Origin of the sequence: Neopararhizobium haloflavum (assembly GCF_002750855.1) — a bacterium.
GTDB lineage: Bacteria > Pseudomonadota > Alphaproteobacteria > Rhizobiales > Rhizobiaceae > Georhizobium > Georhizobium haloflavum.
Genome location: NZ_NWUC01000007.1, coordinates 251,309 through 274,599, shown reverse-complemented (window position 1 = coordinate 274,599; position 23,291 = coordinate 251,309). Strand labels below are relative to the sequence as shown.

Below are 23,291 nucleotides of genomic sequence, written 5' to 3'. Positions count from 1 at the left end.
CATGAACGGCGCATCGTTTCTTGCAGACATGCTGCAGACGATCACCGACCGGGGGAGGCAACTGCTGCCTCTCAATCCACGGGCGACAGGTCGGCGCACCATCGATACGCTTTGCGAAGCATTGATCTCCATGAGCGGAGAGGCGTCCGGAATGGCGATCGCCAAGGAGATCATGGACCGATGGGCCGCGATGGATGCGGAAAAGCGGCTCGCTTTCATGGTGATGCTGCTGGAGTCCTTCGGACCGGATGCGGACAATCTCGACCGCGCGATCGAAGCCTATCGCAGCGATCCGACGCCAAAGGCACTTCTCGATCTGCATCTGGCGGCGGAGCCGCGCCGTCAGGAACTGATCCGGCGACTGAACCTTGCGCCGAATGGCATTGCGACGCTTGTGTCGATGCGCGAAACGCTTCTTTCGCAATTGGCTGAGCGACCGGACCTGGCGGCTGTCGATTCCGATTTCGCCCATCTGTTCGGATCCTGGTTCAACCGCGGATTTCTGGTTCTTCGACCGATCAACTGGTCGACCCCGGCCGACATCCTGGAAAAGATCATCCGTTACGAGGCCGTGCATGAGATCGGCAGCTGGGATGAATTACGCCGCCGCCTGCAGCCGGAAGACCGCCGCTGCTTCGCCTTTTTCCATCCACAGCTTGCGGACGATCCACTGATCTTCGTCGAAGTGGCGCTGACCCGCGAGATGCCTGCCACGATCGCCGAGGTGCTCGACGAGCAACGCGACCATATCGCTCCTGCCGATGCCCGCACAGCCGTCTTCTATTCGATCTCGAATTGCCAGAAGGGGCTGCGCGGCATTTCGTTCGGCAACTTCCTGATCAAGCAGGTTGTCGAGGATCTGCGCCGCGAACTGCCGCGCCTCGATACGTTCGTGACCTTGTCGCCGGTACCGGGGTTCGCGGCATGGCTCGAGCGCCAGCGCGCAGACGAGAATGCTGATGCGCTCAGCGCCGACGAGCGCACCAAACTGGCGCCGCTGGATCGGCCGGGATGGAGCGAAGACCCACAGACGCGGGATTCCTTGCGCACGGCTCTCCTGGAGGCGGCGTCCTGGTATTTTCTACGGGCGCGGGACCGCAAGGGAAAGCCTGCCGATCCAGTTGCAAGGTTCCATCTGGGCAATGGGGCGAGGCTGGAGCGGATCAATTTTCTTGGCGACCGGTCCGAGCGGGCGATGCGCCAGGCGCATGGGCTGATGGTCAACTACCTCTACAAGCTGGACGATATCGAAGCCAACCACGAGGCGTTTGCAGGCCGTGGCGAAGTGGTGGCCGCCGCGCCTGTGCGCCGAATGCTGCGTTCGGCGCGCCCGACGCGTGCCAAGACCGACCCGACGCCCCCAACCGACACTGCCACGCCGGAAAAGACGACCGAGGAGTTCACCCGATGACCAACCACCTGTTCGACGCGATCCGCAGCGCTGTGCGGAACGATGCCCCCTTTGTCGAAGCGGCGGATGGGCGCAAGTGGACTTATGGCGAGATGCTGGACCATTCCGGCCGTCTCGCCGCGCTCCTGGTGCAAAGGGGCGTGCAGCCAGGGGACAGGATCGCCGTTCAGGTCGAGAAGAGTGTCGAATGCCTGATGCTCTATCTGGCGACGGTCAGGGCCGGCGGCGTCTACTTGCCCCTCAACACCGGCTATACGCTCGCCGAGCTCGACTATTTCATCGGCGACGCAAAACCGGCGATTGTCGTTGTCGATCCGGGCAAGGCCGATGGGATTCGGCCGATCGCGGAAAAGCATGGCGCGCGCGTCGAGACGATGGATGCCGACGGCGCCGGTTCGTTGACCGATGCGGCCAGCGGCGGGGCAGGAGATTTCGCGGATGTCGAAAGAGGACCCGAAGACCTCGCCGCCATCCTCTATACGTCCGGTACCACCGGCCGTTCGAAGGGTGCGATGCTCACGCATGACAATCTCCTGTCGAATGCGTTGACGCTGGTCGACTACTGGCGCTTCACCGCCGATGACGTGCTTCTGCATGCCTTGCCGATCTTTCATACGCACGGACTGTTCGTCGCATCGAACACCGTGATTTTGGCAGGCGGATCCATGATCTTCCTTCCGAAGTTCGATGCCGACCAGGTTTTGGCGTTGATGCCGCGCGTGACATCGATGATGGGTGTCCCGACGTTCTACACGCGGCTCTTGCAGCACCCTGGGCTGAACCGGGAAGTCACAAGTGGCATGCGTCTCTTCACATCTGGTTCCGCGCCGCTTCTTGCCGAGACGCACAATCAGTTCAGCGAACGGACCGGCCATCCTATCCTTGAACGGTATGGCATGACGGAAACGAACATGAACACGTCCAATCCCTATGACGGCGACAGGATTGCCGGCACGGTCGGATTTCCTTTGCCGGGCGTGGAACTGCGTGTGACCCATCCCGACAACGGCGAACCGGTGCCGCAAGGTGAGACGGGCATGATCGAGGTCAAGGGACCGAACGTCTTTGCCGGCTATTGGCAGATGCCGGAAAAGACCAAGGCCGAGTTCCGTGACGACGGGTTTTTCATCACCGGGGATCTCGGTCGGATCGACGAACGTGGCTACGTCCACATCGTGGGGCGCGGCAAGGATCTCGTGATCTCGGGCGGCTACAACATCTACCCGAAGGAGGTGGAAGCCGAGATCGATCAACTCGACGGGGTTCTGGAAAGCGCGGTTATCGGCGTCAGCCATCCCGATTTCGGCGAAGGGGTGACGGCCGTCGTCGTTCGCGAGCAAGCGGCGACGATCGAGGAAAAGGCAATCCTTGCAGCGCTTTCGGACAAGCTTGCGAAGTTCAAGCAGCCCAAGCGCGTGATCTTTGTCGAAGAGCTGCCGCGCAACACGATGGGCAAGGTTCAGAAGAACGTCCTGCGTGACGAGTATGCGGACATATACACGAAGACCAGCGCAAAAGCCGGCTGAGCTTTCTTGGATTGGTCGGGCCGGAAGGCCGGACCAACCCCTCGGCTTCAGCCTGCGTCGGCGGTGAAGCCGGCCGCTTCGATGCCTGCGACGGCGCAGATCTCGTCATTGTCGGAACTGTCGCCGGTGATGCCGACGGCGCCGATGATCTGCCCTTCACCATCCTTCACGAGAACACCGCCTGGCACCGGAACCAAAACTCCGTCGGCCAGTGCATTCATGGCTTGCACGAAATAGGGCTGCTCCTGCGCCCGCTTGTAGATCGAGCGGGAGCCCAGACCGAGCGCAATGGCGCCATTTGCCTTGCCGCGCGCGATTTCGGGTCGCATGCGGCTTGCACCGTCACGGCGTTCCAGCGCCACGATCGCCCCGCCCGCGTCGAGCACGGCGACCGTGAGCGGCTTCAGTGCGAGGTCATCGGCCTTCTGCAAGGCAGCCTTGATGATCGTGCGGGCGTGATCGAGCGTCAGGCTCATGCAGGAATCCTTCCTCAAGCGGTATGTGCGATCAGCGCGCCGTCGGCGGCCAATCGATCGATGGCTTCGTCGTCGTAGCCGAATTCGCGAAGGACTTCGCGGTTGTGCTGCCCGAGGCGAGGGGCGGGCCCGGCAATGGCGCCGGGCGTATCGGAGAACTTGATCGGCAGGCCGAGAGCCTTGACCGGGCCGGCCGTCGGGTGAACGGTCTCGACGACCATCTCGCGTGCCAGCGCCTGTTCGTCCTGGTGCATCTCGCTGACGCTGAGCACCGGGCCGCATGGCACGCCGGCCGCTTCCAGGCGGGTCATCCACTCGGCTGTGGTCTCGGCCACGAATTTCTCGTTCAACGCCTGCTCGAGCACGGCGAGATGCTTCATTCGCTCGTGGTTGGACGCGAAACGCGGGTCTTCGGCCAGTTCCTTGGCATCGAGCACGCCGACAAGGCGTTCCCAGTTCTTCTGGTTGGCTGCGCCGACATTGAGCCAGCCATCGGCTGTGCGAAAGGCCTGATAGGGCGCGTTCAATGGATGTGCCGAACCCATCGGGCCGGGCGGCGTGCCCGTGGCGAACGCGATGGCCGATTGCCAGTAGGTGTGGACGATCCCGGCTTCAAAGAGCGATGTATCGACCTTCTGGCCTTCCCCGGTTTGAAGTTTGCGCGCATAGGCGGCAGCGACTCCGAGAGCGCCGAGAATGCCCGCCGTGATATCCGAGACGGGAGCTCCGGATTTCACTGGCGGGCGCCCCGGCCCCTCGCCGGTGATCGACATGAGACCGCTCATACCCTGGGCGATGAGATCGAAGCCGCCGCGGGTCGCATAGGGTCCGGTGCGGCCGAATCCGGATATTTCACAATAGATGAGCCCAGGATTGATCGCCTTCAACGTTTCATAGCCGAGGCCGAGCTTTTCCATGGTTCCCAGCCGGTAGTTCTCGATGACGACGTCGGCATCGGCGAGGAGCCGCTTTAGAACGTCCAGGCCGGCCTTCGATTTCAGATCGAGTGCGATGCCTCGCTTGTTGCGGTTCATCATGAGATAGGCGGCGGATTCGCCGTTGATGTCTGGTGGCAGAAAGCGTCGTGTGTCGTCGCCGTCGGGTTTTTCGACCTTGATGACGTCGGCGCCCATGTCGGCCAGCATGAGACCGCAGACCGGTCCTGCCATGATATGGGCCAGCTCGATGACCTTCATACCCGCGAGCGGGCCCTGTCGTCCTTCCTTTGCCATCATCAACGTCCCGTCCAGTTCGGCCGTCGCTTCGCGAGAAAGGCCTCCAGACCCTCCCGGAAATCGGCGCTGGTATAACATAGGGCGATGAGGTCCTCGTCATCGCGCCGTCCTGCCCGCACCCGCCGCAGGGCCTCGCGCGTGGCGCGCAGCGTCAGCGGCGCGTGGCCGGAGAGCGTGGCGGCCAGTTCATCGGCCCGGCTCATGAGTGCAGCGTGATCGTCGAGGATTTCCGAGATGACGCCGATAGCCTTCGCCTCGTCGGCCTCGACAAGCCGTGCGGTGAAGATCAAATCCATGACGCGCCCGGAGCCCATCATTGCGGCCAGACGGGCGTAGTTCGAAATGGAGAGGCAGTTTCCGAGCGTGCGGGCGATCGGGAAGCCGAACTTCAGCGAGCGGGTTGCAATCCGGATGTCGCAGGCTGCGGCGATGCCGGCACCGCCGCCGGTGCAGGCACCGGAAATGGCTGCGATGGTGGCCGCGGGGCAGGTTTCGACCGCTTCGAGAACCTTCTCGATGCGCTCTTCATAGGCAATGGCGTCATCTGCGCCGTCGAAGTCGCGAAACTGGGCGATGTCGGTGCCGGCGGCAAATGCTTTCTCGCCGGCCCCGGTGATGATCACCGCCCGTATCGGCCCGTTGGGGTCGATCGACCTGCAGATGTCCGCCAGCCGTTCGTACATGTCGAAGGTGAGGGCATTGCGCGCTTCGGGGCGATTGAGGGTGATGCGTGCGACCGAGCCGCCCGTCTCGAAGAGAACGGGGGCATCGGTCGCGGTCTGACTTTGTAGGGGCATCGTCTCGTTTCGTCAGTTGTAGAAGTAATGGACGAGGCTCATCGGTACTGCCGGCACGTAGGTCACGAGCATCAGCACGGCGATGAGGACGGCGACGAACCACACATTGATCTTGGTCACTTCCCATATGCCGGCCTTGGCGACCGAGCAGGCCGCGATCAGCACGCTTGCCACCGGTGGTGTCTGCTGGCCGATGGCCAGGTTCAGCGTGACGATCAGGCCGAAGTGGACCGGATCGATGCCTACGGCGAGGACCAGAGGCATGACGATCGGAACGACCAGGATGATCGCCGCTGCCGAGTGCAAGAAGAGGCCGATGACCAGGAAGAAGACGTTGAGGATCGCCAGAACTGCGTACTTGTTCTGCGTGAAGTCGAGGATCGCCTGTGCGATCTGCTGCGGTACCCGTGCTTCCGTCAGATAGATGCCAAGCAGCGCGGACGCGGCGACGAGCAGCATGACGACCGCGGTCTGGACCGCACCCTCGATGCAGGCATGATAAAGGAACCTCCAGTCCAGTTCGCGGTAGATGACGCCGCCGATGAAGAGTGCAGCGAGAACCGCGATGCCGGCGCCCTCTGTGGCAGTGACGAAACCACCGAAGATCGAGCCCAGAATGATGAAGGGGATGAGGAACGCCCAGGCGGCATCCTTGAAGGTTTCCCAGACGCGGCGAAGCTGGAAGATCTCAGCGACCGGCCAGTTGTTTCGTACGGCCATCCAGTAACAGGTGGCCATCAGCGACACGCCCCCCAGGACGCCCGGCACGATGCCGGCCACGAAAAGCTGGACGATCGAACTGCCCGACATGACGCCGTAAAGGATCATGGGGATGGAAGGCGGAATGATGATCGCGAGCGATGCCGACGATGAGGTGATCGCGGCTGCGAAAGCACGGGGATAGCCCTTGCGTTCCATCTCGGGAATGATGATCGGTCCCATCGCCGCAACGTCGGCGACGGCCGAACCCGATATTTCGGCGAAGAACATCGAGGTCGTGATGTTGACCATCGCCAGGCCGCCTCGGATGAATCCGACGATGGCGGATGCGAAGGCGATGAGGCGTCGCGAAATGCCGGATGAGTTCATGATCGCGCCGGCGAGGATGAACATAGGGATCGCGATCAAGGGAAAGTTCTGTGCGCCTTCATACATGGTGAGGGCGACGTTGGGCAGCATGTAGGCGCCCTGGGTCAGAAGGATCGCGACGGTGGCAACGACGGCCAGCGACACGGCGATCGGCACGTTGATGAAGACCAGGGCAATCAGCCCGACGAGCATCAGAAAGAGTGTCATGACTTGCTGGCCTCGTGCGCTTCGAGATGCTGGGCGAGTTCGGCTTCGTCCGCGGAAATCTTTGCACGCAGTCGGTGCCAGTACTCAGGCAGACTGATGGCTTCGCAGATGATGAAGAGCACCGCGCCGATTGGAATGACCGACTGGGTGACCTGCACCGGCACCCATGGCAGGCTGATCAGGTTCATGCCCTGCAGGATGCTCATGACCTGAAGGCCGGTGAACGCCAGGATGATGAAAAAGGCGAAGACGATGATCTCGGCGATGACCGCGCAGATCATGCGCCATTTGTAGGGCATGGCCAGCAAGATGCCGTCGAACCCGATATGGCCGCGTTTGAGCGCGGCGAGTGCCGCGCCGTAATAGGTGATCCAGGCCAGCATGATTGAGCCGACCTCATCGTACCAGACGAAGGAGGCGCCTGCCTTGCGCCATACGGCGGCGAGGACCACGATGGTCGTCAAGGTGACGATCAGGGCCACGAGCCAGAATTCCAGGATGCGCTCAAGGATCGAGCGCGCGCGCTCAAGGGCGGTCAAGTCAATCTCCGTCGTCGAAATGTGTGAGCTGGCCCTGCGCCGATCCGATCGACGCAGGGCGGCTGGTGCGCTCTTAGGAGCCGGATCCGAGGCTGATCGCGGTGTCGATCATTTCCTTGCCGCCTTCGATCTGCTCGCCGAACTCTTCGTAGATGGAAGCGCTCGCCTCGATGAAGGCGTCTTTGTCGGCCTCGTTGACCTCGATATCGCTCTCTTCCTGCATCGTGGCCAGGAGTTCATCTTCGAGGCGCAGAGCGTTTTCGTAGACGAAGGCCTGGGTTTCCTTGGCCGTCTCGTCGAGAATCTGCTGCACGTCCTCGGGATAGCCGTCGAAGCTGCGCCCTGCGAGCAGGTAGGCCGGCGTGTAGACGTGGCCGGTCATCGACAGATAATCCTGCACTTCCTGGAACTTGCCGGTGTAGATCTGCGTCAGGGGGTTTTCCTGACCATCCATCACGCCGGTCTGCAGTGCCGTGAAGACTTCCGAGAACGACATAGGCGTCGGATTGGCACCGTAGGCTTGGAACATCTTCACACGCCATTCGCCCGATGGAGTACGAAGCTTGACGCCCGAAAGATCTTCCGGAGTGGTGACCGGGCGCACATTGTTGGTGATGTGGCGGAAACCGTTTTCCCAGACGGCCAGCAGCTTGTAGCCCTGTGCCTCGGCGGCCGGTGCGAGGGTCGGCCAGACGACCTCTTCCTCGATCTTCTTCATGTGTTCGCGGTCCTTGACGAGATAAGGCATCTCGAAGAGGCCGAACTCCGGCACGATGCTCGACATGACGCTGGACGGAAGCGCGAGATCGGCAGTGCCGAGGCGCAGCTTCTGCATCAGTTCTTCATCGGTGCCGAGCTGGCTGGAGCCGAAAACAACGACCTCGCCCTTGTCCCCAAGCTTCTCATTGGCAAGGCGCGCGAATTCCTCGGCCGAAAGCGCGAAGAGCGAACCGGGTTCACCGACGTGGCCCAGCTTGATCTCCACCTGCGCCAGTGCCGATGAACTCATGAGTGCGGCGATTGCCGCGACTGCAAGCGATAGTTTGACTGCCATCTTTCATCTCCTCCCGTGAATGATATGGCGACGCTCGAATTCGAACGCCTACTCTGCTGCCTGTCGTTTCTCCCGGTCGTCACTGCCTTTCGCGAGAAAGTCCATGGCTGCCTGTACGCCGCCGGCCTTGTAAGGCACGCCAGCTTTGTTCAATCCCATCTCAACGCCTCCCAGCGTTCCGATCAGCGTCAAATCGTTGAAGTGACCGAGATGGCCGATCCGGAAGATCGTGCCGGCAAGCTTAGCAAGCCCTGCGCCCAATGACATATTGAAATTATCGAGGACGACCTTCCGGAAATTGTCGGCGTTCTGACCGTCAGGCATGACGACGGCGGTCAGCGATCCGGAGTGGTTTGCTTCCTCAAGGCACAGGACTTCCAGACCCCATGCCTCGACGGCTCTGCGCGTTGCCGCGCCGTGACGCTGATGGCGAGCGAAGACGTTGTCCAGACCTTCTTCGTGGAGCATGTCGATCGCAACGTTAAGCCCGTAGAGCAGGTTCGTGGCTGGCGTATAGGGAAAGAAGCCGTTGTCGTTCATCGCCAGCATTTCGTCCCACGCCCAGAACGAGCGCAACAGACCGGCGGTCTTGGATGCCTCGATGGCCTTTGGCGACAATGCGTTGAAGGACAGCCCCGGCGGCAGCATCAGGCCTTTCTGTGATCCGCCGACGGTGACGTCAACGCCCCATTCGTCGTGGCGATAGTCGATCGAGGCGAGCGACGAGATCGTGTCGACGAGGTAGAGCGCGGGATGGCCGGCATCGTCGATGGCCTTGCGGACGGCGCCGATCGGCGAGACGCAGCCTGTCGATGTTTCGTTGTGGACGACGCAGACCGCCTTGATCTCGTGTCCCTTGTCCGCCTTGAGCCGATCCGCGATTGCCGCCGGATCCGCGCCGTGGCGCCAGTCACCCGGTATGAACTCAGTGCGCAGGCCGAGACGTTCGGCCAGTTTCTTCCAGAGGGTCGCGAAGTGGCCCGTTTCGGACATCAGCACCAGATCGCCAGGCGACAAGGTGTTGACGAGTGCCGCTTCCCAAGCTCCCGTTCCCGATGCCGGGTAGATGATCACCGGGTTTTCGGTCTTGAAGATCGTGCGAATTCCGGCCAGTGCCTTCTTCGCCAATGCTTGGAATTCCGGGCCGCGATGATCGATCGTCGGCATGTCCATGGCACGCAGTACGCGATCCGGGACGTTCGTCGGCCCTGGAATCTGCAGAAAATGCCGTCCTTCGAGTGTGCTCACCCTGTCTCTCCCCTAGACTGTCAACCGTTCTCACCGGTTTCGTCGTCGACCTCCAGAGCTTCGTCGTGGCTCTTGCCCGTTGGTCGCTTTCTGTGCTCCAATTGGATTATGAATTCATTATTCTTGTCAAGCGATCTTATCGCATCGGGTTCGAAGAGGCGTGTATCGAATGGTTGAACTGGCCCGTCCAAGCCTACAAAACCGGCTTTCGCGCAGCGTTTCGGGTGAAATTCTTTTTGATCGATTTTCGCGCGGCCGCTACGCGACCGACGCCTCGATCTACCAAATGATGCCGGCGGGTGTCGTCGTCCCGCACGCGTTGTCGGACATCGAAGCGACCTTGTCGATCGCGCGGGAAGAGGGGATCGCGGTGACCATGCGCGGCGGCGGGACGTCGCAATGCGGCCAGACCGTCAATTCAGGTATCGTCATCGATACCTCCAAGAAGCTCAACCGTATCCTCGAACTCGATGTGGAGGGGCGGCGAGCGGTCGTCGAGCCAGGGATCGTGCTGGATGACCTCAACCGCCAATTGAGGCAGCACGGACTTTGGTTCCCGGTCGACGTGTCGACCGCCTCGCGCGCGACGATCGGTGGTATGGCGGCCAACAATTCGTGTGGAGCGCGCTCGCTGCGCTACGGCACGATGCGCGACAACACCCTGTCGATCGACGCGCTGCTTGCCAACGGCACGAAGGCACGCTTCGGGCTCCTGGACCAGTCGCGTCTGGGCGGAATGGACGATCTCGTGACCGATCTGCTGTCGCTCGGGCGGCATGAAGCCGACGAGATCGCCCAGCGTTTCCCCAGCGTTCAGAGACGTGTCGGCGGCTACAATCTGGACGCGTTGCTGCCCGAATCCGATCCGCTGAACCTGGCGCATCTGTTGGTCGGTTCGGAAGGCTCACTTGGCATATCGACGGCGATCGAAATCCGCCTCTGGCCATTGCCGCCGAAGACCAAGGTGCTGGGGGCCTGTCACTTTCCGACGTTCCGCGCGGCCATGGAAGCGGCGCAGCATCTCGTGAAGATCGAGCCCACATCGGTGGAACTCGTGGACGCCACGATGATCGCGCTCGCCCGTGATATCGCGATGTACCGGCCCACCCTTGAGGCTTTCGTGCGTGGGGATCCGGCAGCGCTGCTTCTGGTGGAATTCGCCGACGACCCTGCGGAAAACGAGCGAAAACTCGCGGCGCTGAACGATGTGATGAGCGATCTTGGCTACAGCTTCGGCAAAGGCGGTGGGCAGGAAGGTGGCGTCGTCGGCGTGTCCGATCCGAAGCTGCAGGCGGCGATCGCGGACCTCAGGGCCGGCGGCCTCAACATCATGATGTCGATGCGCGAGGAGGGCAAGCCGGTCTCCTTCGTCGAGGACTGCGCCGTCCCGCTCGAGCATCTGGCAGACTACACCGATCGCCTGACCGCCATATTCGAAAAGCACGGCACGCGGGGCACCTGGTATGCACATGCCTCGGTCGGCTGCCTCCATGTCCGCCCGGTCCTCAACATGAAGCTCGAGAAGGATGCCCTCACGATGCGCGCCATCGCGGAGGAAGCCTTCGCCATGGTGCGCGAATACAAGGGGTCCCATTCGGGCGAGCACGGCGATGGTATCGTCCGGTCGGAATTTCACGAGACGATGTTCGGCAGCCGCATCACCCGCGCCTTCGAGGCGGTGAAGGATCGCTTCGATCCGGAAGGCATCCTCAATCCCGGCAAGATCGTGCGGGCACCGAAGATGAACGACCGGACGCTTTTCCGCTATCCGCCGGACTATAAGCCGGAAAATGTAGAGACGGGCCACGACTGGTCGGCGTGGCCGGGCGGGTTCGCCGGCGCGGTGGAGATGTGCAACAACAACGGGGCCTGCCGCAAACAGGTCGGCGGTGCGATGTGTCCGAGTTATCGGGTCACGCGCAACGAGCGTGACGTCACGCGCGGCAGGGCGAACACCCTGCGCCTCGCGCTTTCCGGACAATTGGGCGAGGACGCGCTGACATCGCCGGAAATGGAAGAGACGCTGAAGCTGTGCGTTTCCTGTAAGGCGTGCCGCCGGGAATGTCCGACCGGTGTCGACATGGCCAAGATGAAGACCGAAGTGCTCTATCAGCGCTCGAAGTCGAAAGGTGTGGGGCTGCGAGATCGGTTGATCGCCGAACTGCCGCGCTACGCCTCCTGGATGCCGCGCTTGGGTTGGCTTCTGGCGCTGCGCGAGCGCTCGCCCTTGCTGAAGCACCTTTCGCAAAGACTGCTCGGGTTTTCCGAGCGTCGTTCGCTGCCGAAGTTTTCCGCTACGCCGTTTCGTGATGATGAGGCGCGTTTGCCGGGCAGCGGGCAGGGCGCAAAACCGACAGTGGTCCTCTTCGCCGATACATTCGGGCGCTGGATGGAGCCGGCGACGCTGCGTGCGGCGATCAAGGTTCTGGAAGCTGGCGGATACAATGTCCTGCCGGCCGAGCCCGCAGACGGCAGTTCGCGGCCTCTTTGCTGCGGGCGTACCTACCTCGCGGCCGGAATGGTCGACAAGGCAAGGGCGGAGGCGAAGCGCACACTGGACGCGCTGACGCCGCATATCGAGGCGGGTGCGACCGTTGTGGGGCTTGAGCCGTCCTGCATTTTGACGCTGCGCGACGAGTTTCTCACCCTTCATCCTGGCGCGCGATCGCAGGCGCTGTCCAAGCGCGCGCTTCTCGCCGAGGAGTTCCTGATGGAGGAGAGCGCGGCTGGTCGTCTCGACCTGCCCCTTGCGCCGCCCGCGTCCAAGGCGCTGCTTCACGGTCATTGTCATCAGAAATCGTTCGGCACGATGAGTGCGGTGGAAGGTGCGTTGCGGCTCGTGCCGGATCTCGCGGTGGAAACCGTGGAATCAAGTTGTTGCGGAATGGCAGGTGCTTTCGGTTATCATGCCGAAACGATCGATGTGTCGCTGGCGATGGGCGAACTGTCGCTGCTGCCGGCGGTGCGGGCGGAGCCCTCTGACAGCATCGTCGTGGCAGACGGGACGTCCTGCCGCCACCAGATCGCCGACGGCGCCGACCGTCACGCCGTACACGTGGTTGAGGTTCTGGCGCGTGCCGTCGATGCGTGCAAAGGAAGGTGTGCCGCGGAGACGCCGCGCGATACGACAGGAACAGTTGCATGAATATCGCTACAGTCGCTCCCGTTGGCGGCCTCAATCGCCCCGCACTCGCCGTCGAACTGACAGACCGGGTGCGCAGCATGATCATGGAAGGCGAGCTTAAGCCAGGCGAGAAGGTGCCGGAACGGATGCTGACCGAACGTTTCGGCGTTTCGCGAACGCCGGTACGCGAGGCTGTCAAGGTGCTGGCGGCGGAGGGATTGGTCGTGCTGCTGCCGAACCGGGGCGCGATCGTTTCGCGTCTGACGGTCGCGGAACTCGAGGAGGTCTTTCCCGTGCTCGCTGCACTCGAAGCGGTGGCGGGCGAACTGGCATGTCGCAATGCGAGCGAGAAGGAGATCGCAGGTATCCGGCGGCTGAACGAGCGGATGCATGCTGCTTTCGCGGACAAGGATCGGCCGGCCTATTTCGACATAAACCAGAAGATTCATGCCGCAATCCTGGCGGCAGCCCGCAATCCTACGCTGGCAAACCACCACCAACTGGTCGCACGCCGGGCGGCACGGGCTCGCTACCAGGCGAACCTCACGGACGATCGCTGGCGGCAGGCGCTGCGCGAGCACGATGCCATCATCGCGGCACTTGAGGCACGAGATGCAACCAGCCTCGGCCGCCTGATGAAGGAGCATATGGAGCACAAGCTCAGCTCGCTGAAACCGGCGATCGCGGCGTCGACCGACGGCTGATCTGCGCGGTTCCCGCAGCTCGATTATATTATGACTTGCGGACTCCAGTTTATCGCTGCTATTGGCTGCCCAGAGGCATATTGCTTTGAAGGGGACAGCCATGGGGCGTATTTTCGATGAGGGCGGGCACGCGGGATTGAGGGCTGCGCTTGGCGCCGCCGCCTTTTTCGCCATGGGTGTTTCAGTTCAGGCGCAGACCGCGGAGCCGACAAATCTGGAGACCTTGACCGTCGAGGGCGGAGGCGAGACCGCCACCGGACCGATCGATGGCTACGTGGCCAATCGCACGGTCAGCGGGACGAAGACGGACACGCCACTCATCGAAACACCGCAATCGATATCGGTCGTCACGCGCGATCAGATCGAGGCCCGCGGCGCATCGAACATCGGCGAAGCGCTGAACTATACAACCGGGGTGCAGACTCAGGTTTTCGGTGCCGATCCTCGTTTTGAAGGCGGGCTCATCCGCGGCTTCGTGGCGGATGAAAGCTTCTATCTCGACAATCTCAAGATCATCCGCACGTTCAGTGCGCCGTCGATCGAGCAATACGGACTGGAGCGGGTCGATGTCGTGCGCGGCCCGGCGTCGGTTCTCTACGGGCAGGCATCGCCCGGCGGCTTGGTCAATCTGGTCAGCAAGCGTCCGGTCTTCGAGCCGTTGCGTGAAGTCCAGGGGGAGGTCGGCTCGTTCGACCGATACCAGGGGGCGTTCGATTTCGGTGGGCCGATCGACGAAGCCGGCACCTTCGCTTATCGCCTGACCGGCCTTGCCCGCGACAGCGGCGCGCAAGTGGACGGCATCGCGGACGATCGCTATTTCATCGCGCCTGCCTTCACCTGGGCGCCGTCCGGCGACACCACGGTGACGTTCCTCAGTTCGCTGCAGCACGACCGCGCCGGCTCGCCCGTCGGGCTGCCGCTCGCCGGGACACTCGAGCCCAATCCCAATGGCCGCCTGGCACCGAGCCTTTACGCCGGCGATCCGGGTTTCGACTCGTCCGAGAGTACCCGGGCGAACATCGGCTACGAGATCGAGCATCGGATCAACGACGTGTTCACGGTTCGCCAGAACACCCGCTACAGCCACCTGAACTTCGACTACAAGAATCTCTATCTTCTCGGGCTTGCATCCGACATGCGCACACTGTCGCGTGGCACGTCCCTGCAACGCGAGTCGCTCGACACCTTCAATACCGACACACATCTTCAGGCGGAGTTCGATACAGGTTCGATCTCGCATGACGTCGTCGCCGGTTTGGACATCAGACGGTTCTGGGCCGACAATCAGGGTGGCTTCGGCTCCGCGCCGAGCATCGATCTGTTCAATCCGGTCTACGGCCTCGATATCGCCGATCCGCTGATCACCAGCGACAGGGAACAGACCATCGCGCAAATCGGGGGCTACATTCAGGATCAGATCAGTTTCAACGGTTGGCGCGTGACGCTTGCCGGCCGGTATGACGATACGAGCCAGAAGACGTTCGACCGGCTGTCTCAGACCACCTCGCGCCAGGACGACAGTGCCTTCACTGGCCGAGCCGGCGTCCTCTATGCCTTTGAAAACGGGTTCTCGCCCTATGTGAATTACTCGACATCGTTCAATCCGGCGATCGGCACGCTGGCGCCCGAACGGGGCGGCGGAACGTTCGACCCGACCGAAGGCGAACAGCTGGAGGCTGGTCTCAAATATCAGCCACCGGGTTCGAATGCCTATTTCACCGGCGCCGTGTTCGACCTTAAGCAGTCGAATGTCCTTACACCCGATCCCGATTATGTCGGGTTCAATGTCCAGACGGGCGAGATCAACGTGAGGGGCCTGGAACTGGAAGCGGTCGCCGATTTCGACAACGGCTTCAGCCTCACTGCCGGCTATACGTTCTATGATGCCGAGATCACGGCAGACAACGCAGGCAACGCCGGCAACCGGCCGGCGAATGTGCCCGATCACATGATCAAAATCTGGGGGGACTACACCTTTCAGGAAGGCGCCCGTCTTGCCGGTCTTGGCTTTGGGGCCGGTGCCCGGTATCTGGGTGAGCGCTTCGGTGACAACGCCAACACAATCGAACTGGACGCGACAACGCTGGTGGATCTCGGTGTCCACTACGAAAGAGACAATCTTCGTGCTTCGCTCAACGTCAACAACGTCTTTGACGAGGAGTATCTGTCGAGCTGCAGTGCCTTTGGCTGCTATTACGGCAACGGCCGGACCATCGGTGGCAAGCTGACCGTTCGTTGGTAGGGAGTGGTGAGCCAGGCATGGCAAACGATGATGCGAGCCTTTTCAGCCTCAGCGGCGCTGCCTTCGCCGTCGATGGTCGGATGCTTCTGCATCCGCTCGATCTGACCCTTGCCCCGAGCCGGATCCATGGTCTCATCGGACCGAACGGTTCGGGCAAGAGCACGCTGATCAAGCTCCTCGCGCGGCAGCAGAATGCAACGGCCGGGACCTTGCGCTTTCTCGGTCGGCCGCTCGGTGATTGGGCTGCGCGCGCCTTCGCACGCCGTGTCGCCTACTTGCCCCAATTCACTCCTGCTGCCGATGGCATGAGCGTTCGCGAGCTTGTCGAACTCGGCCGGTTCCCCTGGCACGGTTCGCTCGGCCGGTTCAGTGCAGCCGATGAAGAAAGCGTCGAGCGGGCGATCGAACAAACGGGCATGGCCGAGATGGCCGGCCGCCTCGTCGACAGCCTTTCGGGCGGCGAGCGGCAGCGTGCGTGGCTTGCCATGCTGCTTGCGCAGGATGCGGAATGTCTGTTGCTCGACGAACCGACGTCCGCGCTGGACATCGCGCATCAGGTCGAGGTCCTTGCGCTTATTCGGCGCCTGGCATGTGAACGCGGGATCGGCGTGCTGATCGTCCTGCATGACGTGAATATGGCAGCCAGGCATTGTGATGAACTGCTGGCGCTCGGGCGGGGGCGGCTGGTGGCGCGCGGCACACCGCGAGAGATTCTCCAACCCGAGCGGCTCGGCGAAATCTACGGCCTCGACATGGGCGTGATTGCCCATCCGGAATCCGGCGAGCCAATCAGCTATGTTCGATGATCGAAGACACTGCGCCGCGGCATTGTCGCGCCGCGCCTTTTGCGGCGCGATCCTCGCCGGTGCCTGGGTGTCGAACGCGGGTGCGCAGGGTCCCGAGCGGATAGCGGCCATCGACTGGGCGATGCTCGAGACGGCGCTGGCGCTCGGCGTGACGCCGGTGGCGGGAAGCGAGCTCAGGGCGTTTCGACGGGAAGCGGAAAAGCCCGACGTCCCTGCCGCGACCGTCGATCTCGGCTTGCGCGGAGCGCCGAGCTTCGAGTTGCTGCGCATGCTGCAGCCCGATCTGATTTTGAGCTCGCCTTTCTATAACGGCTATCACGCCCAATTGGCGCGGCTGGCGCCCATTCTCGCGCCGCCGATCCACTATCAGGACGGCTCGACTGTTGCATTGGCGCTGGACGCGACGCTGACCGTCGGTCGCGCGCTCGGGCGCGAAGCGGCGGCGCAAGACATGGTGGATGATTTCGTGACAAAGTGTGAGGCGCTCGCCACGCGCCATCGCGCCCTTGCGCCGCCTGTCGCCGTCATCGGCATCGTCGATTCCCGCCACATACGCATTTTCGGGCCAGACAGCCTGTTCGGCTCGGTGCTCGAGGCCATCGGCCTGCAGAACAGCTGGCAGACGGCAACGCGGTTCAGTCCGACGTCGCTTGTCGGGGTGGAGGCGCTGGCATCGCATCAGGATGCACACCTTGCCGTGGTCGGCGGCCTCGCACCGGGAATGCGCGAGCAGCTTCGCGATAACCGCATCTGGCAGGCTCTTGGGCCGGTGCGGGAGGGACGGGTTTCGTGGCTCGGACCCGTCAATCCTTACGGTGCATTGCCAGCAGCGGAGCGCTTGGGCCGTCGCCTGGCTCGTGCGCTGCGGCAGGCGGACGCCGCTCATGGTTGAGGGATCGCGTGACCGTGCCGGATTGCTCGCTGCCGTACTGATCATAGCGGCGTTCATGCTGGCACTCGTCAACTTCGGCCATGTGCTGGGCTTTGGTCGGTGGCCGGCTGCCTTTTTCGACCCCCGTCCCGACGCCATGGACGAAGTGCTGCTGCGCTTCAGCGCGCTGCCGCGCGCCGCCATTGCCATTCTCAGCGGTGCCTCGCTCGGGCTTGCGGGCGCAATCATGCAGCGGGTTCTGCGCAACCCGATCGCCTCGCCATTCACACTCGGCATATCGGGGGGAGCGCAACTGGCGCTGGCGGCCTGTCTCATCGTTGCGCCGGGCATTCTTGCCGCGATGCGTGAGTGGATCGCACTTGGCGGCGGATTGGCTGCTATGGGTCTGGTGCTGGTCTTGTCCTGGCGGCAAGCCTTGGCGCCGATCACCGTGATCCTTGCCGGAATGATCGTCAGCCTTATGGCGTCCGCCGCCAGTGCGGCGCTGATCCTCGTCAGCGGGGATTACCTGATGTCGCTCTTTGTCTGGGGCGGCGGCTCGCTCGTACAGCAAAGCTGGGATCCGGCCATTGGACTTGGTCTAAGGTTGGCGATTGCGGCTGTATTGGCGGTGGGCCTTCTGCGGCCGCTGACGATCCTCGGGCTCGACGATGCCAGTGCACGCAATCTGGGCCTGGCGATCCAGACGGCGCGTTTTGCGGCACTTGGTCTTGCCGTCTGGCTGGCCACCTCGGTTGTTGCCGCCGTTGGCATCATCGGTTTCGTTGGGCTTGCCGCTCCCGCTTTCGCCCGGATTGCCGGTGCCCGCACGATGCGCCAGACGCTCATCTCGGCGCCCTTGATCGGCGCCGGCCTGCTTTGGTTGACGGACGGACTTGTACAACTGATGGCGGAAGGGCGCGGCATTCTGGTGCCGACCGGCGCCGTCACCGCATTGATGGGCGGTCCGCTGCTGCTCTGGCTCTTGCCGCGATTGAAACATGTGAGCGGAACGACCGAGGCGGGAACCCGACCGCCGGGCGCGCAGCGTCTCATCCGTCCATACCGAGTTCTGCTGGCGCTGCTGGTCATCACACCGGTGGCCGTGATGATCGGTCTTTCGCTTGGGAAGAGTCCGCAGGGCTGGCAAATTGCAACGGGCGATCTCTTTGCCGCTCTCCTGGAATGGCGTGCGCCGCCGCTCGCCGCCGCGATGGCGGCTGGGGCGATGCTGGCGGCCGCCGGAACGATTCTCCAACGCCTGACTGGCAACGCCATGGCGAGCCCGGAGGTGCTGGGCGTCGCATCGGGCGCCGGGCTCGGTCTGGCAGCAGTGCTGCTCTTGTCTGATTTTGCCGATCCATTGTCTCGCCTTCTCGGCAGTGCCGCCGGTGCAGGGATTGCCACGACGGCAATCCTGTTCTTTGCCTATCGGGCGCAATTCTCACCGGATCGTGTGCTTCTTGCCGGTGTGGCGCTTGGTTCGCTCGCCGGCGCCGTGCTCACCGTCCTGATGGCAAGCGGTGATCCGCGCGCTTTTCAGTTGCTGGCATGGCTCACCGGGTCGACCCATGCGATCACGGCCAAGGACGCCTTGACCGCAGTGCTCTGTGCGCTGGTGCTCATTCCCTTGGTCCCGTTCGCCGCGCGTTGGCTCGATATTCTTCCGCTCGGCCCCGTCGTGGCGCGTGACCTGGGTCTTGGTCTGCCACTCTCGCGGTTCTTGTTGATCGTCGGAGCAGCGCTCTTGACCGGCGCGGCAACGCTTGTCGTCGGCCCGCTCACCTTTGTCGGTCTGATGGCGCCGCACGCAGCGCGGATGGCCGGGCTTAGTCGCGCCCTGCCTCAACTGGCCGGAGCCGTGCTGATCGGTGCGCTCTTGATGGCGGTGGCGGACTGGTTCGCGCGGACGATCGCGTTCCCCTACCAACTCCCGGTCGGGCTCTTCGCAGCGCTCATCGGTGGGCCCTATCTGATCTGGCTGATCTCGCGGCCGGATCGCAAACGGATCTGATAAAGGTAAGTCTTGGCTTACTGTTTATCCCTGCGCCGATCCTGATGCATGCTCAGCCTCGATGGCTGCACACATGCCGTCGTTCAACATGTCGTCGAGACGGCTCGTCACGGCTTCCTCGACAATCGCAGGGCTGCCACCAAATCCGGGCAGCACCGGTGCGAGCGCTGCGTACAGTGCATTCGCCTCGCGCGGTGCGCCGGCGAGGCGGCGGTTGATCTCGTCCTCGCGCGGATCGCGCAGCGCATAGCGCTCTCCACTATCGGTCTCGCCCAGGCAATAGCGCATCCAGGCGGCGATGACGAAGGCGAATGGCTCGATCGATTGTCCTGCCGCAATGTTTTCGGCGATCGGCATGCAGATGCGTGGTGGGAGCTTCTGCGTGCCGTCCATCGCGATCTGATACGTTTCGTGCCGGATGGCCTTGTTGGAGAACCGTTGCATCAGGTCGCTGGCGTAGGTGTCGAGATCGACGCCGGCGATGGGGGGCAGTGTACCGGCCGCCGCCCGCATCTGCATACGGGCGACCGCGGCGAGAGAGCTGTCGGCGACGCATTGCGCGATCAGCGTATAGCCGGCAACATGCCCCGCGTAGGCCAGGAGCGAATGGGTGCCGTTGAGCATTCGCAGTTTCATCCGCTCATAGGGCTCGACATCGGCGACGAACAACGCGCCGGCCTTGTCCCAGGCCGGCCGGTCGCCAGCGAAATCATCCTCGATCACCCATTGCGTGAAAGGCTCGGTCTCCACCGCCGCCGCGTCGCTGCAGCCTATAAGCCGCTCTGCATCTGAGTAGGTACGTGATGTAGTCGCAGGCGTGATGCGGTCGACCATGCTCGAAGGGAACCGCACGTTCTCGCCGATCGGCGTTGGGCCGCATGGCTCCGCCCGTTCGGCAAAATCCTCAACGAGGCGACGCAGCAAGCGGCCGTTTGCGGGCAGGTTGTCGCAACTGATCACGGTGAGCGGCGGGCTTCCCGCTTCATGTCTGCGCTTCAGGCCGGCATGGAGGTAACCGATAAGACCCTTCGGGCGCGTGGGATGATCAAGGTCGTGGCGAACCGTCGGCTCTTCGATATCGAGGCGGCCGGTCGACTGATCTGCCGGATAGGCCTTTTCGGTGACGGTGATCGTTACGATGCGTGTTGCGGGGTCGGCGATGGCGGCGATCACTGCAGCCGGATCATCCGGTGCGACAATGACCTTGTCGATGCTGGCGACAAGCCGCGCTTCGTCACGGTCGGCGTGGCGCACGATCAGGCTATAGCGACCGTCTTGCGGATTGAGCCTATCGGCCTGGTCCCGGCTTCTCAGGCTGACGCCGATGATGCGCCAGTCTCCGCCTGCGGCGGAGAGCGCTGCGTCGGTGTAGACGGCCTGGTGTGCGCGGTGAAAAGCACCGACACCGATATGGACGATCCCGCAGCCGTGATCTTCCGGTATGTAGGCGGGGCTCGCAACCGCCGGGAGCGGGCGCGTTCCTGCAGTCAGCGCTGCGTTGCGTTGTTCAGCCATGGTTTCCCAATCATCGCGTTCGGCTCCACAAGCATGATTTGCGACACGATGACAAGCAGCCCCAGCCAACGCTCGGGACTTCACGGTTCACGCAGATGTGTGTGTTTGTCGCATACGCTTTGGTGCCGCGGACCTTGATCTGAGGGCTTTATTGAAGCATTTCTTCCCTCGAACGCAGCACCGGGCCCCTCTGGCGATTGCTACCGACCCAACTCGTGATGTCGGGCTGCTCTTCAACCGGTGTCGGTGGCGTTCACTTTCATGGAAATCCTGTTCTACGAACTCATGGGCCAGCCAGCCTGGATGTGGCTTGGATTCATTGGCCTCGTCGCGCTTCTTCTCGCCTTTGATCTTGGCGTCCTGCACCGTGACAACCACGAAATCGGGATGCGCGAGAGCCTTTGGCTTTCCGCCTTCTACATCTCGCTCGGTCTGGCCTTTGGCGGCTTCGTCTGGTTCCAGCTCGGCAGCCAATCCGGCATGGAGTACCTCACCGGCTTCGTTGTGGAAAAAAGCCTGGCGATGGACAACATCTTCGTCATCGCCATGATCTTCTCCTATTTCGCCATTCCGCGGAAATACCAGCATCGCGTGCTGGTCTATGGCATCCTTGGTGTCATCATTCTGCGCGGGATCATGATTGGTGCGGGCGCGGCGATCGTCGAGAACTTCGAATGGGTTCTTTACCTTTTCGCGGCGTTTCTCGTCATCACCGGTATCAAGATGCTTCTGTCAGGCGATTCCGAGTACGATGTCGCATCCAATCCCGCGCTCAAGTTCATGCGCCGCCGTTTCCCCATCACCGATACGCTTCACGGGCAGAATTTCATCGTGCGCCAGGAAGACCCGGCGACGGGACGCGTTCGCCGGTTTGCAACCCCTTTGCTTCTTGCTCTCGTCCTGGTCGAGATCGCCGACGTGATCTTTGCGGTCGATTCCATCCCGGCCATCTTTGCGATCACCACGGACCCCTATATCGTCTACACCTCCAACATATTCGCCATTCTCGGTCTTAGGGCGCTGTATTTCGCCCTTTCGGCGATGATCCATCGCTTCGTTTATCTGAAATATGCGCTGTCGATCGTGCTGATCTTCATCGGCTCCAAGGTCTTTGTCGCCGACATGCTCGGTCTGGCGAAGGTTCCGCCGGCGGTGTCGCTGTCTATCACGATCGGTATCCTCGCTGCCGGGATCGCTGCCTCACTGTGGTCGACGCGCGGCCAGGAAGCGCGGGGCGAAAGCACAGCAGTCAGCGATGAGGGGCGCGCATGATCACGTTGCTGCCGCTCGAGGGTTTGCAGCTCTTCGCACCCTTCGTTGCGGTATCGACGTGGTTCGGGGCCGGGCTGGTCGACCCGTTGCGCGCCGGCCTCGCGGTCGCCACCGCCGTGCCGCTCGCCAGCCTGCTAGCCTCGCGTGTTTCGACCCTCCCTGTCGCGGCAGCCGGGGCAACGCTTCTGGCTGCCGGTGTCGTCAGCACCTTTGCGTGGGAGGCGGCCACGGCGATCAAGGACGACCGACGCGTCGTCGTCGACGAGGTGGCGGGATATGTTGGTGCAGTGATTGCGATCCGACTGTCGGGATATCGGGTCTCGCTGGGCGGACTTTCGCTGCTCGCCGTCCTCTTTCTGGCCGTCGATCGCCTGAAGCCCTGGCCAATGCAGCCGATCGAACGCCTTCCTGGCGGCTTCGGTGTGATGCTGGACGATGTAGCGGCTGGAGTGGTGACCGGGCTTGTGGCCGCCTTGGCTTGCGCAGTCTTGCGCCATGGGCGTGGACGATGAAGCGATTTGGCGCGTGCAGCGTCGATACCCACATTGAGAATAAGGCCAACCTCCGGAGGATGATCCATGGATCGTAACGACCAGCATGCAATCGAAGATCTTTTCGGCAAGCTCAAGCAAGTCGAAGCCCAGGGAAACCCGCGCGACGACGATGCAGAACACTTGATTGCTACGCAGATCAGCGGGCAGCCTGCAGCGCCGTACTATATGGCGCAAACGATCATCGTTCAGGAGCAGGCGCTGAACGCTGCGCAGCAGCGGATCGAAGAACTGGAGCGTCAACAGGCCGGTGCGCCCAACGGTGGCGGGTTCCTTGGCGGACTGTTCGGCACGTCTCGTCCGCGCGGCTCGGTCCCAAGCGTCGGACGTCCGCGCACCGAGCGACCCGGCGCCGGAGCTGCGTCAGCCCTGGGGCAGGGGATGGACCGACGGGGCGGCGGATTTCTTGCGGGCGCGGCACAGACCGCGATGGGCGTTGCGGGCGGCGTGCTGCTCGGCAATGCCATTGCCGGCATGTTCTTAGGCGACGAGGCGAGTGCCGCGACGGCCGACGCCGGGCCGGATGAAGACATGGGCGGGGACTTCGGAGACATGGGCGATATGGATTTCTAGGGCTTCATATGTCGCGGTGGAACGCGGAGGGGTTTGT

At 62.7% G+C, this 23,291-nt stretch carries 19 protein-coding genes; 11 read left to right on the top strand and 8 right to left on the bottom strand.

All coding sequences use genetic code 11. From position 1 onward, the window contains the following. Window position 1 precedes the first annotated feature (1 nt). Window positions 2–1,411, top strand: coding sequence for a malonyl-CoA decarboxylase (locus CN673_RS16245; protein WP_099867416.1), 1,410 nt, complete (start codon window positions 2–4; stop codon window positions 1,409–1,411). After that, the gene (locus CN673_RS16240) at window positions 1,408–2,937 is read left to right on the top strand and encodes a malonate--CoA ligase (protein WP_099867415.1); all 1,530 of its coding nucleotides are present in this window, start codon (window positions 1,408–1,410) and stop codon (window positions 2,935–2,937) included. Before CN673_RS16245 ends, CN673_RS16240 begins: the two co-directional genes overlap by 4 nt. Window positions 2,938–2,984: 47 nt before the next feature. Here CN673_RS16240 and CN673_RS16235 read toward each other — a convergent pair whose 3' ends face one another. The 7 genes from CN673_RS16235 to CN673_RS16205 form a co-directional block, all read right to left on the bottom strand. Continuing rightward, window positions 2,985–3,413, bottom strand: coding sequence for a GlcG/HbpS family heme-binding protein (locus CN673_RS16235; RefSeq protein ID WP_099867414.1), 429 nt, complete (start codon window positions 3,411–3,413; stop codon window positions 2,985–2,987). 14 nt (window positions 3,414–3,427) lie between these two features. After that, complete coding sequence (locus tag CN673_RS16230) at window positions 3,428–4,645, bottom strand: CaiB/BaiF CoA transferase family protein (RefSeq protein WP_099867491.1); 1,218 nt, start codon at window positions 4,643–4,645, stop codon at window positions 3,428–3,430. Window positions 4,646–4,647: 2 nt separating this feature from the next. Continuing rightward, on the bottom strand, window positions 4,648–5,445 hold the full coding sequence (locus tag CN673_RS16225; protein ID WP_099867413.1) for an enoyl-CoA hydratase/isomerase family protein: 798 nt from the start codon (window positions 5,443–5,445) through the stop codon (window positions 4,648–4,650). Window positions 5,446–5,457: 12 nt separating this feature from the next. Continuing rightward, window positions 5,458–6,741, bottom strand: a complete 1,284-nt coding sequence (locus CN673_RS16220; protein ID WP_099867412.1) for a TRAP transporter large permease — start codon at window positions 6,739–6,741, stop codon at window positions 5,458–5,460. Further along, a complete protein-coding gene (locus CN673_RS16215) occupies window positions 6,738–7,280 on the bottom strand; it encodes a TRAP transporter small permease (protein WP_245409955.1) in 543 nt (180 codons plus the stop codon). Before CN673_RS16215 ends, CN673_RS16220 begins: the two co-directional genes overlap by 4 nt. Before the next feature lie 73 nt (window positions 7,281–7,353). Continuing rightward, window positions 7,354–8,334: a TRAP transporter substrate-binding protein gene (locus CN673_RS16210; protein WP_099867410.1), complete on the bottom strand. Its 981-nt coding sequence runs from the start codon at window positions 8,332–8,334 to the stop codon at window positions 7,354–7,356. A gap of 48 nt (window positions 8,335–8,382) precedes the next feature. Next, window positions 8,383–9,582: a pyridoxal-phosphate-dependent aminotransferase family protein gene (locus CN673_RS16205; RefSeq protein WP_099867409.1), complete on the bottom strand. Its 1,200-nt coding sequence runs from the start codon at window positions 9,580–9,582 to the stop codon at window positions 8,383–8,385. Between the two features lie 169 nt (window positions 9,583–9,751). Between CN673_RS16205 and CN673_RS16200 the strand changes: the two genes are divergently transcribed. The 6 genes from CN673_RS16200 (at window position 9,752) to fhuB (ending at window position 19,343) form a co-directional block, all read left to right on the top strand. Beyond that, entirely contained in the window at window positions 9,752–12,727 is a 2,976-nt protein-coding gene (locus tag CN673_RS16200) for an FAD-binding and (Fe-S)-binding domain-containing protein (protein ID WP_099867408.1), read from the top strand. Beyond that, on the top strand, window positions 12,724–13,410 hold the full coding sequence (locus tag CN673_RS16195; protein ID WP_099867407.1) for a GntR family transcriptional regulator: 687 nt from the start codon (window positions 12,724–12,726) through the stop codon (window positions 13,408–13,410). The genes CN673_RS16200 and CN673_RS16195 overlap by 4 nt, the downstream gene beginning before the upstream one ends. Before the next feature lie 100 nt (window positions 13,411–13,510). Next, window positions 13,511–15,652, top strand: coding sequence for a TonB-dependent siderophore receptor (locus tag CN673_RS16190; protein ID WP_099867406.1), 2,142 nt, complete (start codon window positions 13,511–13,513; stop codon window positions 15,650–15,652). A gap of 17 nt (window positions 15,653–15,669) precedes the next feature. After that, the gene (locus tag CN673_RS16185; RefSeq protein WP_099867405.1) at window positions 15,670–16,458 is read left to right on the top strand and encodes an ATP-binding cassette domain-containing protein; all 789 of its coding nucleotides are present in this window, start codon (window positions 15,670–15,672) and stop codon (window positions 16,456–16,458) included. Continuing rightward, entirely contained in the window at window positions 16,448–17,350 is a 903-nt protein-coding gene (locus CN673_RS16180) for an iron-siderophore ABC transporter substrate-binding protein (RefSeq protein WP_099867404.1), read from the top strand. Before CN673_RS16185 ends, CN673_RS16180 begins: the two co-directional genes overlap by 11 nt. After that, on the top strand, window positions 17,343–19,343 hold the full coding sequence (gene fhuB, locus CN673_RS16175; protein WP_099867490.1) for a Fe(3+)-hydroxamate ABC transporter permease FhuB: 2,001 nt from the start codon (window positions 17,343–17,345) through the stop codon (window positions 19,341–19,343). The genes CN673_RS16180 and fhuB overlap by 8 nt, the downstream gene beginning before the upstream one ends. A gap of 24 nt (window positions 19,344–19,367) precedes the next feature. Here the strand turns inward: fhuB and CN673_RS16170 are convergent, their stop codons facing one another. Beyond that, window positions 19,368–20,858, bottom strand: a complete 1,491-nt coding sequence (locus tag CN673_RS16170) for a mannitol dehydrogenase family protein (protein ID WP_099867403.1) — start codon at window positions 20,856–20,858, stop codon at window positions 19,368–19,370. A gap of 261 nt (window positions 20,859–21,119) precedes the next feature. Here CN673_RS16170 and CN673_RS16165 point away from each other — a divergent pair, with 261 nt between their 5' ends. The 3 genes from CN673_RS16165 to CN673_RS16155 all read left to right on the top strand — a co-directional run bounded on the left by CN673_RS16165 (window position 21,120) and on the right by CN673_RS16155 (window position 23,254). Continuing rightward, window positions 21,120–22,130, top strand: coding sequence for a TerC family protein (locus CN673_RS16165; protein ID WP_099867402.1), 1,011 nt, complete (start codon window positions 21,120–21,122; stop codon window positions 22,128–22,130). Next, complete coding sequence (locus tag CN673_RS16160; RefSeq protein ID WP_099867401.1) at window positions 22,127–22,642, top strand: phosphatidylglycerophosphatase A family protein; 516 nt, start codon at window positions 22,127–22,129, stop codon at window positions 22,640–22,642. Before CN673_RS16165 ends, CN673_RS16160 begins: the two co-directional genes overlap by 4 nt. A 66-nt stretch (window positions 22,643–22,708) precedes the next feature. Next, window positions 22,709–23,254 carry a DUF2076 domain-containing protein gene (locus CN673_RS16155; RefSeq protein ID WP_099867400.1) on the top strand — a complete coding sequence of 182 codons (546 nt, stop codon included), beginning with the start codon at window positions 22,709–22,711 and terminating at the stop codon, window positions 23,252–23,254. Window positions 23,255–23,291: the final 37 nt, after the last annotated feature.

What these genes read in the sequence shown, in the direction of transcription:
- CN673_RS16245 (WP_099867416.1), top strand. Translation starts at nt 2, where the DNA reads ATGAACGGCGCATCGTTTCTTGCAGACATGCTGCAGACGATCACCGAC.
- CN673_RS16240 (WP_099867415.1), top strand. Translation starts at nt 1,408, where the DNA reads ATGACCAACCACCTGTTCGACGCGATCCGCAGCGCTGTGCGGAACGAT.
- CN673_RS16235 (WP_099867414.1), bottom strand. Translation starts at nt 3,413, where the DNA reads ATGAGCCTGACGCTCGATCACGCCCGCACGATCATCAAGGCTGCCTTG.
- CN673_RS16230 (WP_099867491.1), bottom strand. Translation starts at nt 4,645, where the DNA reads ATGGCAAAGGAAGGACGACAGGGCCCGCTCGCGGGTATGAAGGTCATC.
- CN673_RS16225 (WP_099867413.1), bottom strand. Translation starts at nt 5,445, where the DNA reads ATGCCCCTACAAAGTCAGACCGCGACCGATGCCCCCGTTCTCTTCGAG.
- CN673_RS16220 (WP_099867412.1), bottom strand. Translation starts at nt 6,741, where the DNA reads ATGACACTCTTTCTGATGCTCGTCGGGCTGATTGCCCTGGTCTTCATC.
- CN673_RS16210 (WP_099867410.1), bottom strand. Translation starts at nt 8,334, where the DNA reads ATGGCAGTCAAACTATCGCTTGCAGTCGCGGCAATCGCCGCACTCATG.
- CN673_RS16200 (WP_099867408.1), top strand. Translation starts at nt 9,752, where the DNA reads ATGGTTGAACTGGCCCGTCCAAGCCTACAAAACCGGCTTTCGCGCAGC.
- CN673_RS16195 (WP_099867407.1), top strand. Translation starts at nt 12,724, where the DNA reads ATGAATATCGCTACAGTCGCTCCCGTTGGCGGCCTCAATCGCCCCGCA.
- CN673_RS16190 (WP_099867406.1), top strand. Translation starts at nt 13,511, where the DNA reads ATGGGGCGTATTTTCGATGAGGGCGGGCACGCGGGATTGAGGGCTGCG.
- CN673_RS16185 (WP_099867405.1), top strand. Translation starts at nt 15,670, where the DNA reads ATGGCAAACGATGATGCGAGCCTTTTCAGCCTCAGCGGCGCTGCCTTC.
- CN673_RS16180 (WP_099867404.1), top strand. Translation starts at nt 16,448, where the DNA reads ATGTTCGATGATCGAAGACACTGCGCCGCGGCATTGTCGCGCCGCGCC.
- fhuB (WP_099867490.1), top strand. Translation starts at nt 17,343, where the DNA reads ATGGTTGAGGGATCGCGTGACCGTGCCGGATTGCTCGCTGCCGTACTG.
- CN673_RS16170 (WP_099867403.1), bottom strand. Translation starts at nt 20,858, where the DNA reads ATGGCTGAACAACGCAACGCAGCGCTGACTGCAGGAACGCGCCCGCTC.
- CN673_RS16165 (WP_099867402.1), top strand. Translation starts at nt 21,120, where the DNA reads ATGGAAATCCTGTTCTACGAACTCATGGGCCAGCCAGCCTGGATGTGG.
- CN673_RS16160 (WP_099867401.1), top strand. Translation starts at nt 22,127, where the DNA reads ATGATCACGTTGCTGCCGCTCGAGGGTTTGCAGCTCTTCGCACCCTTC.
- CN673_RS16155 (WP_099867400.1), top strand. Translation starts at nt 22,709, where the DNA reads ATGGATCGTAACGACCAGCATGCAATCGAAGATCTTTTCGGCAAGCTC.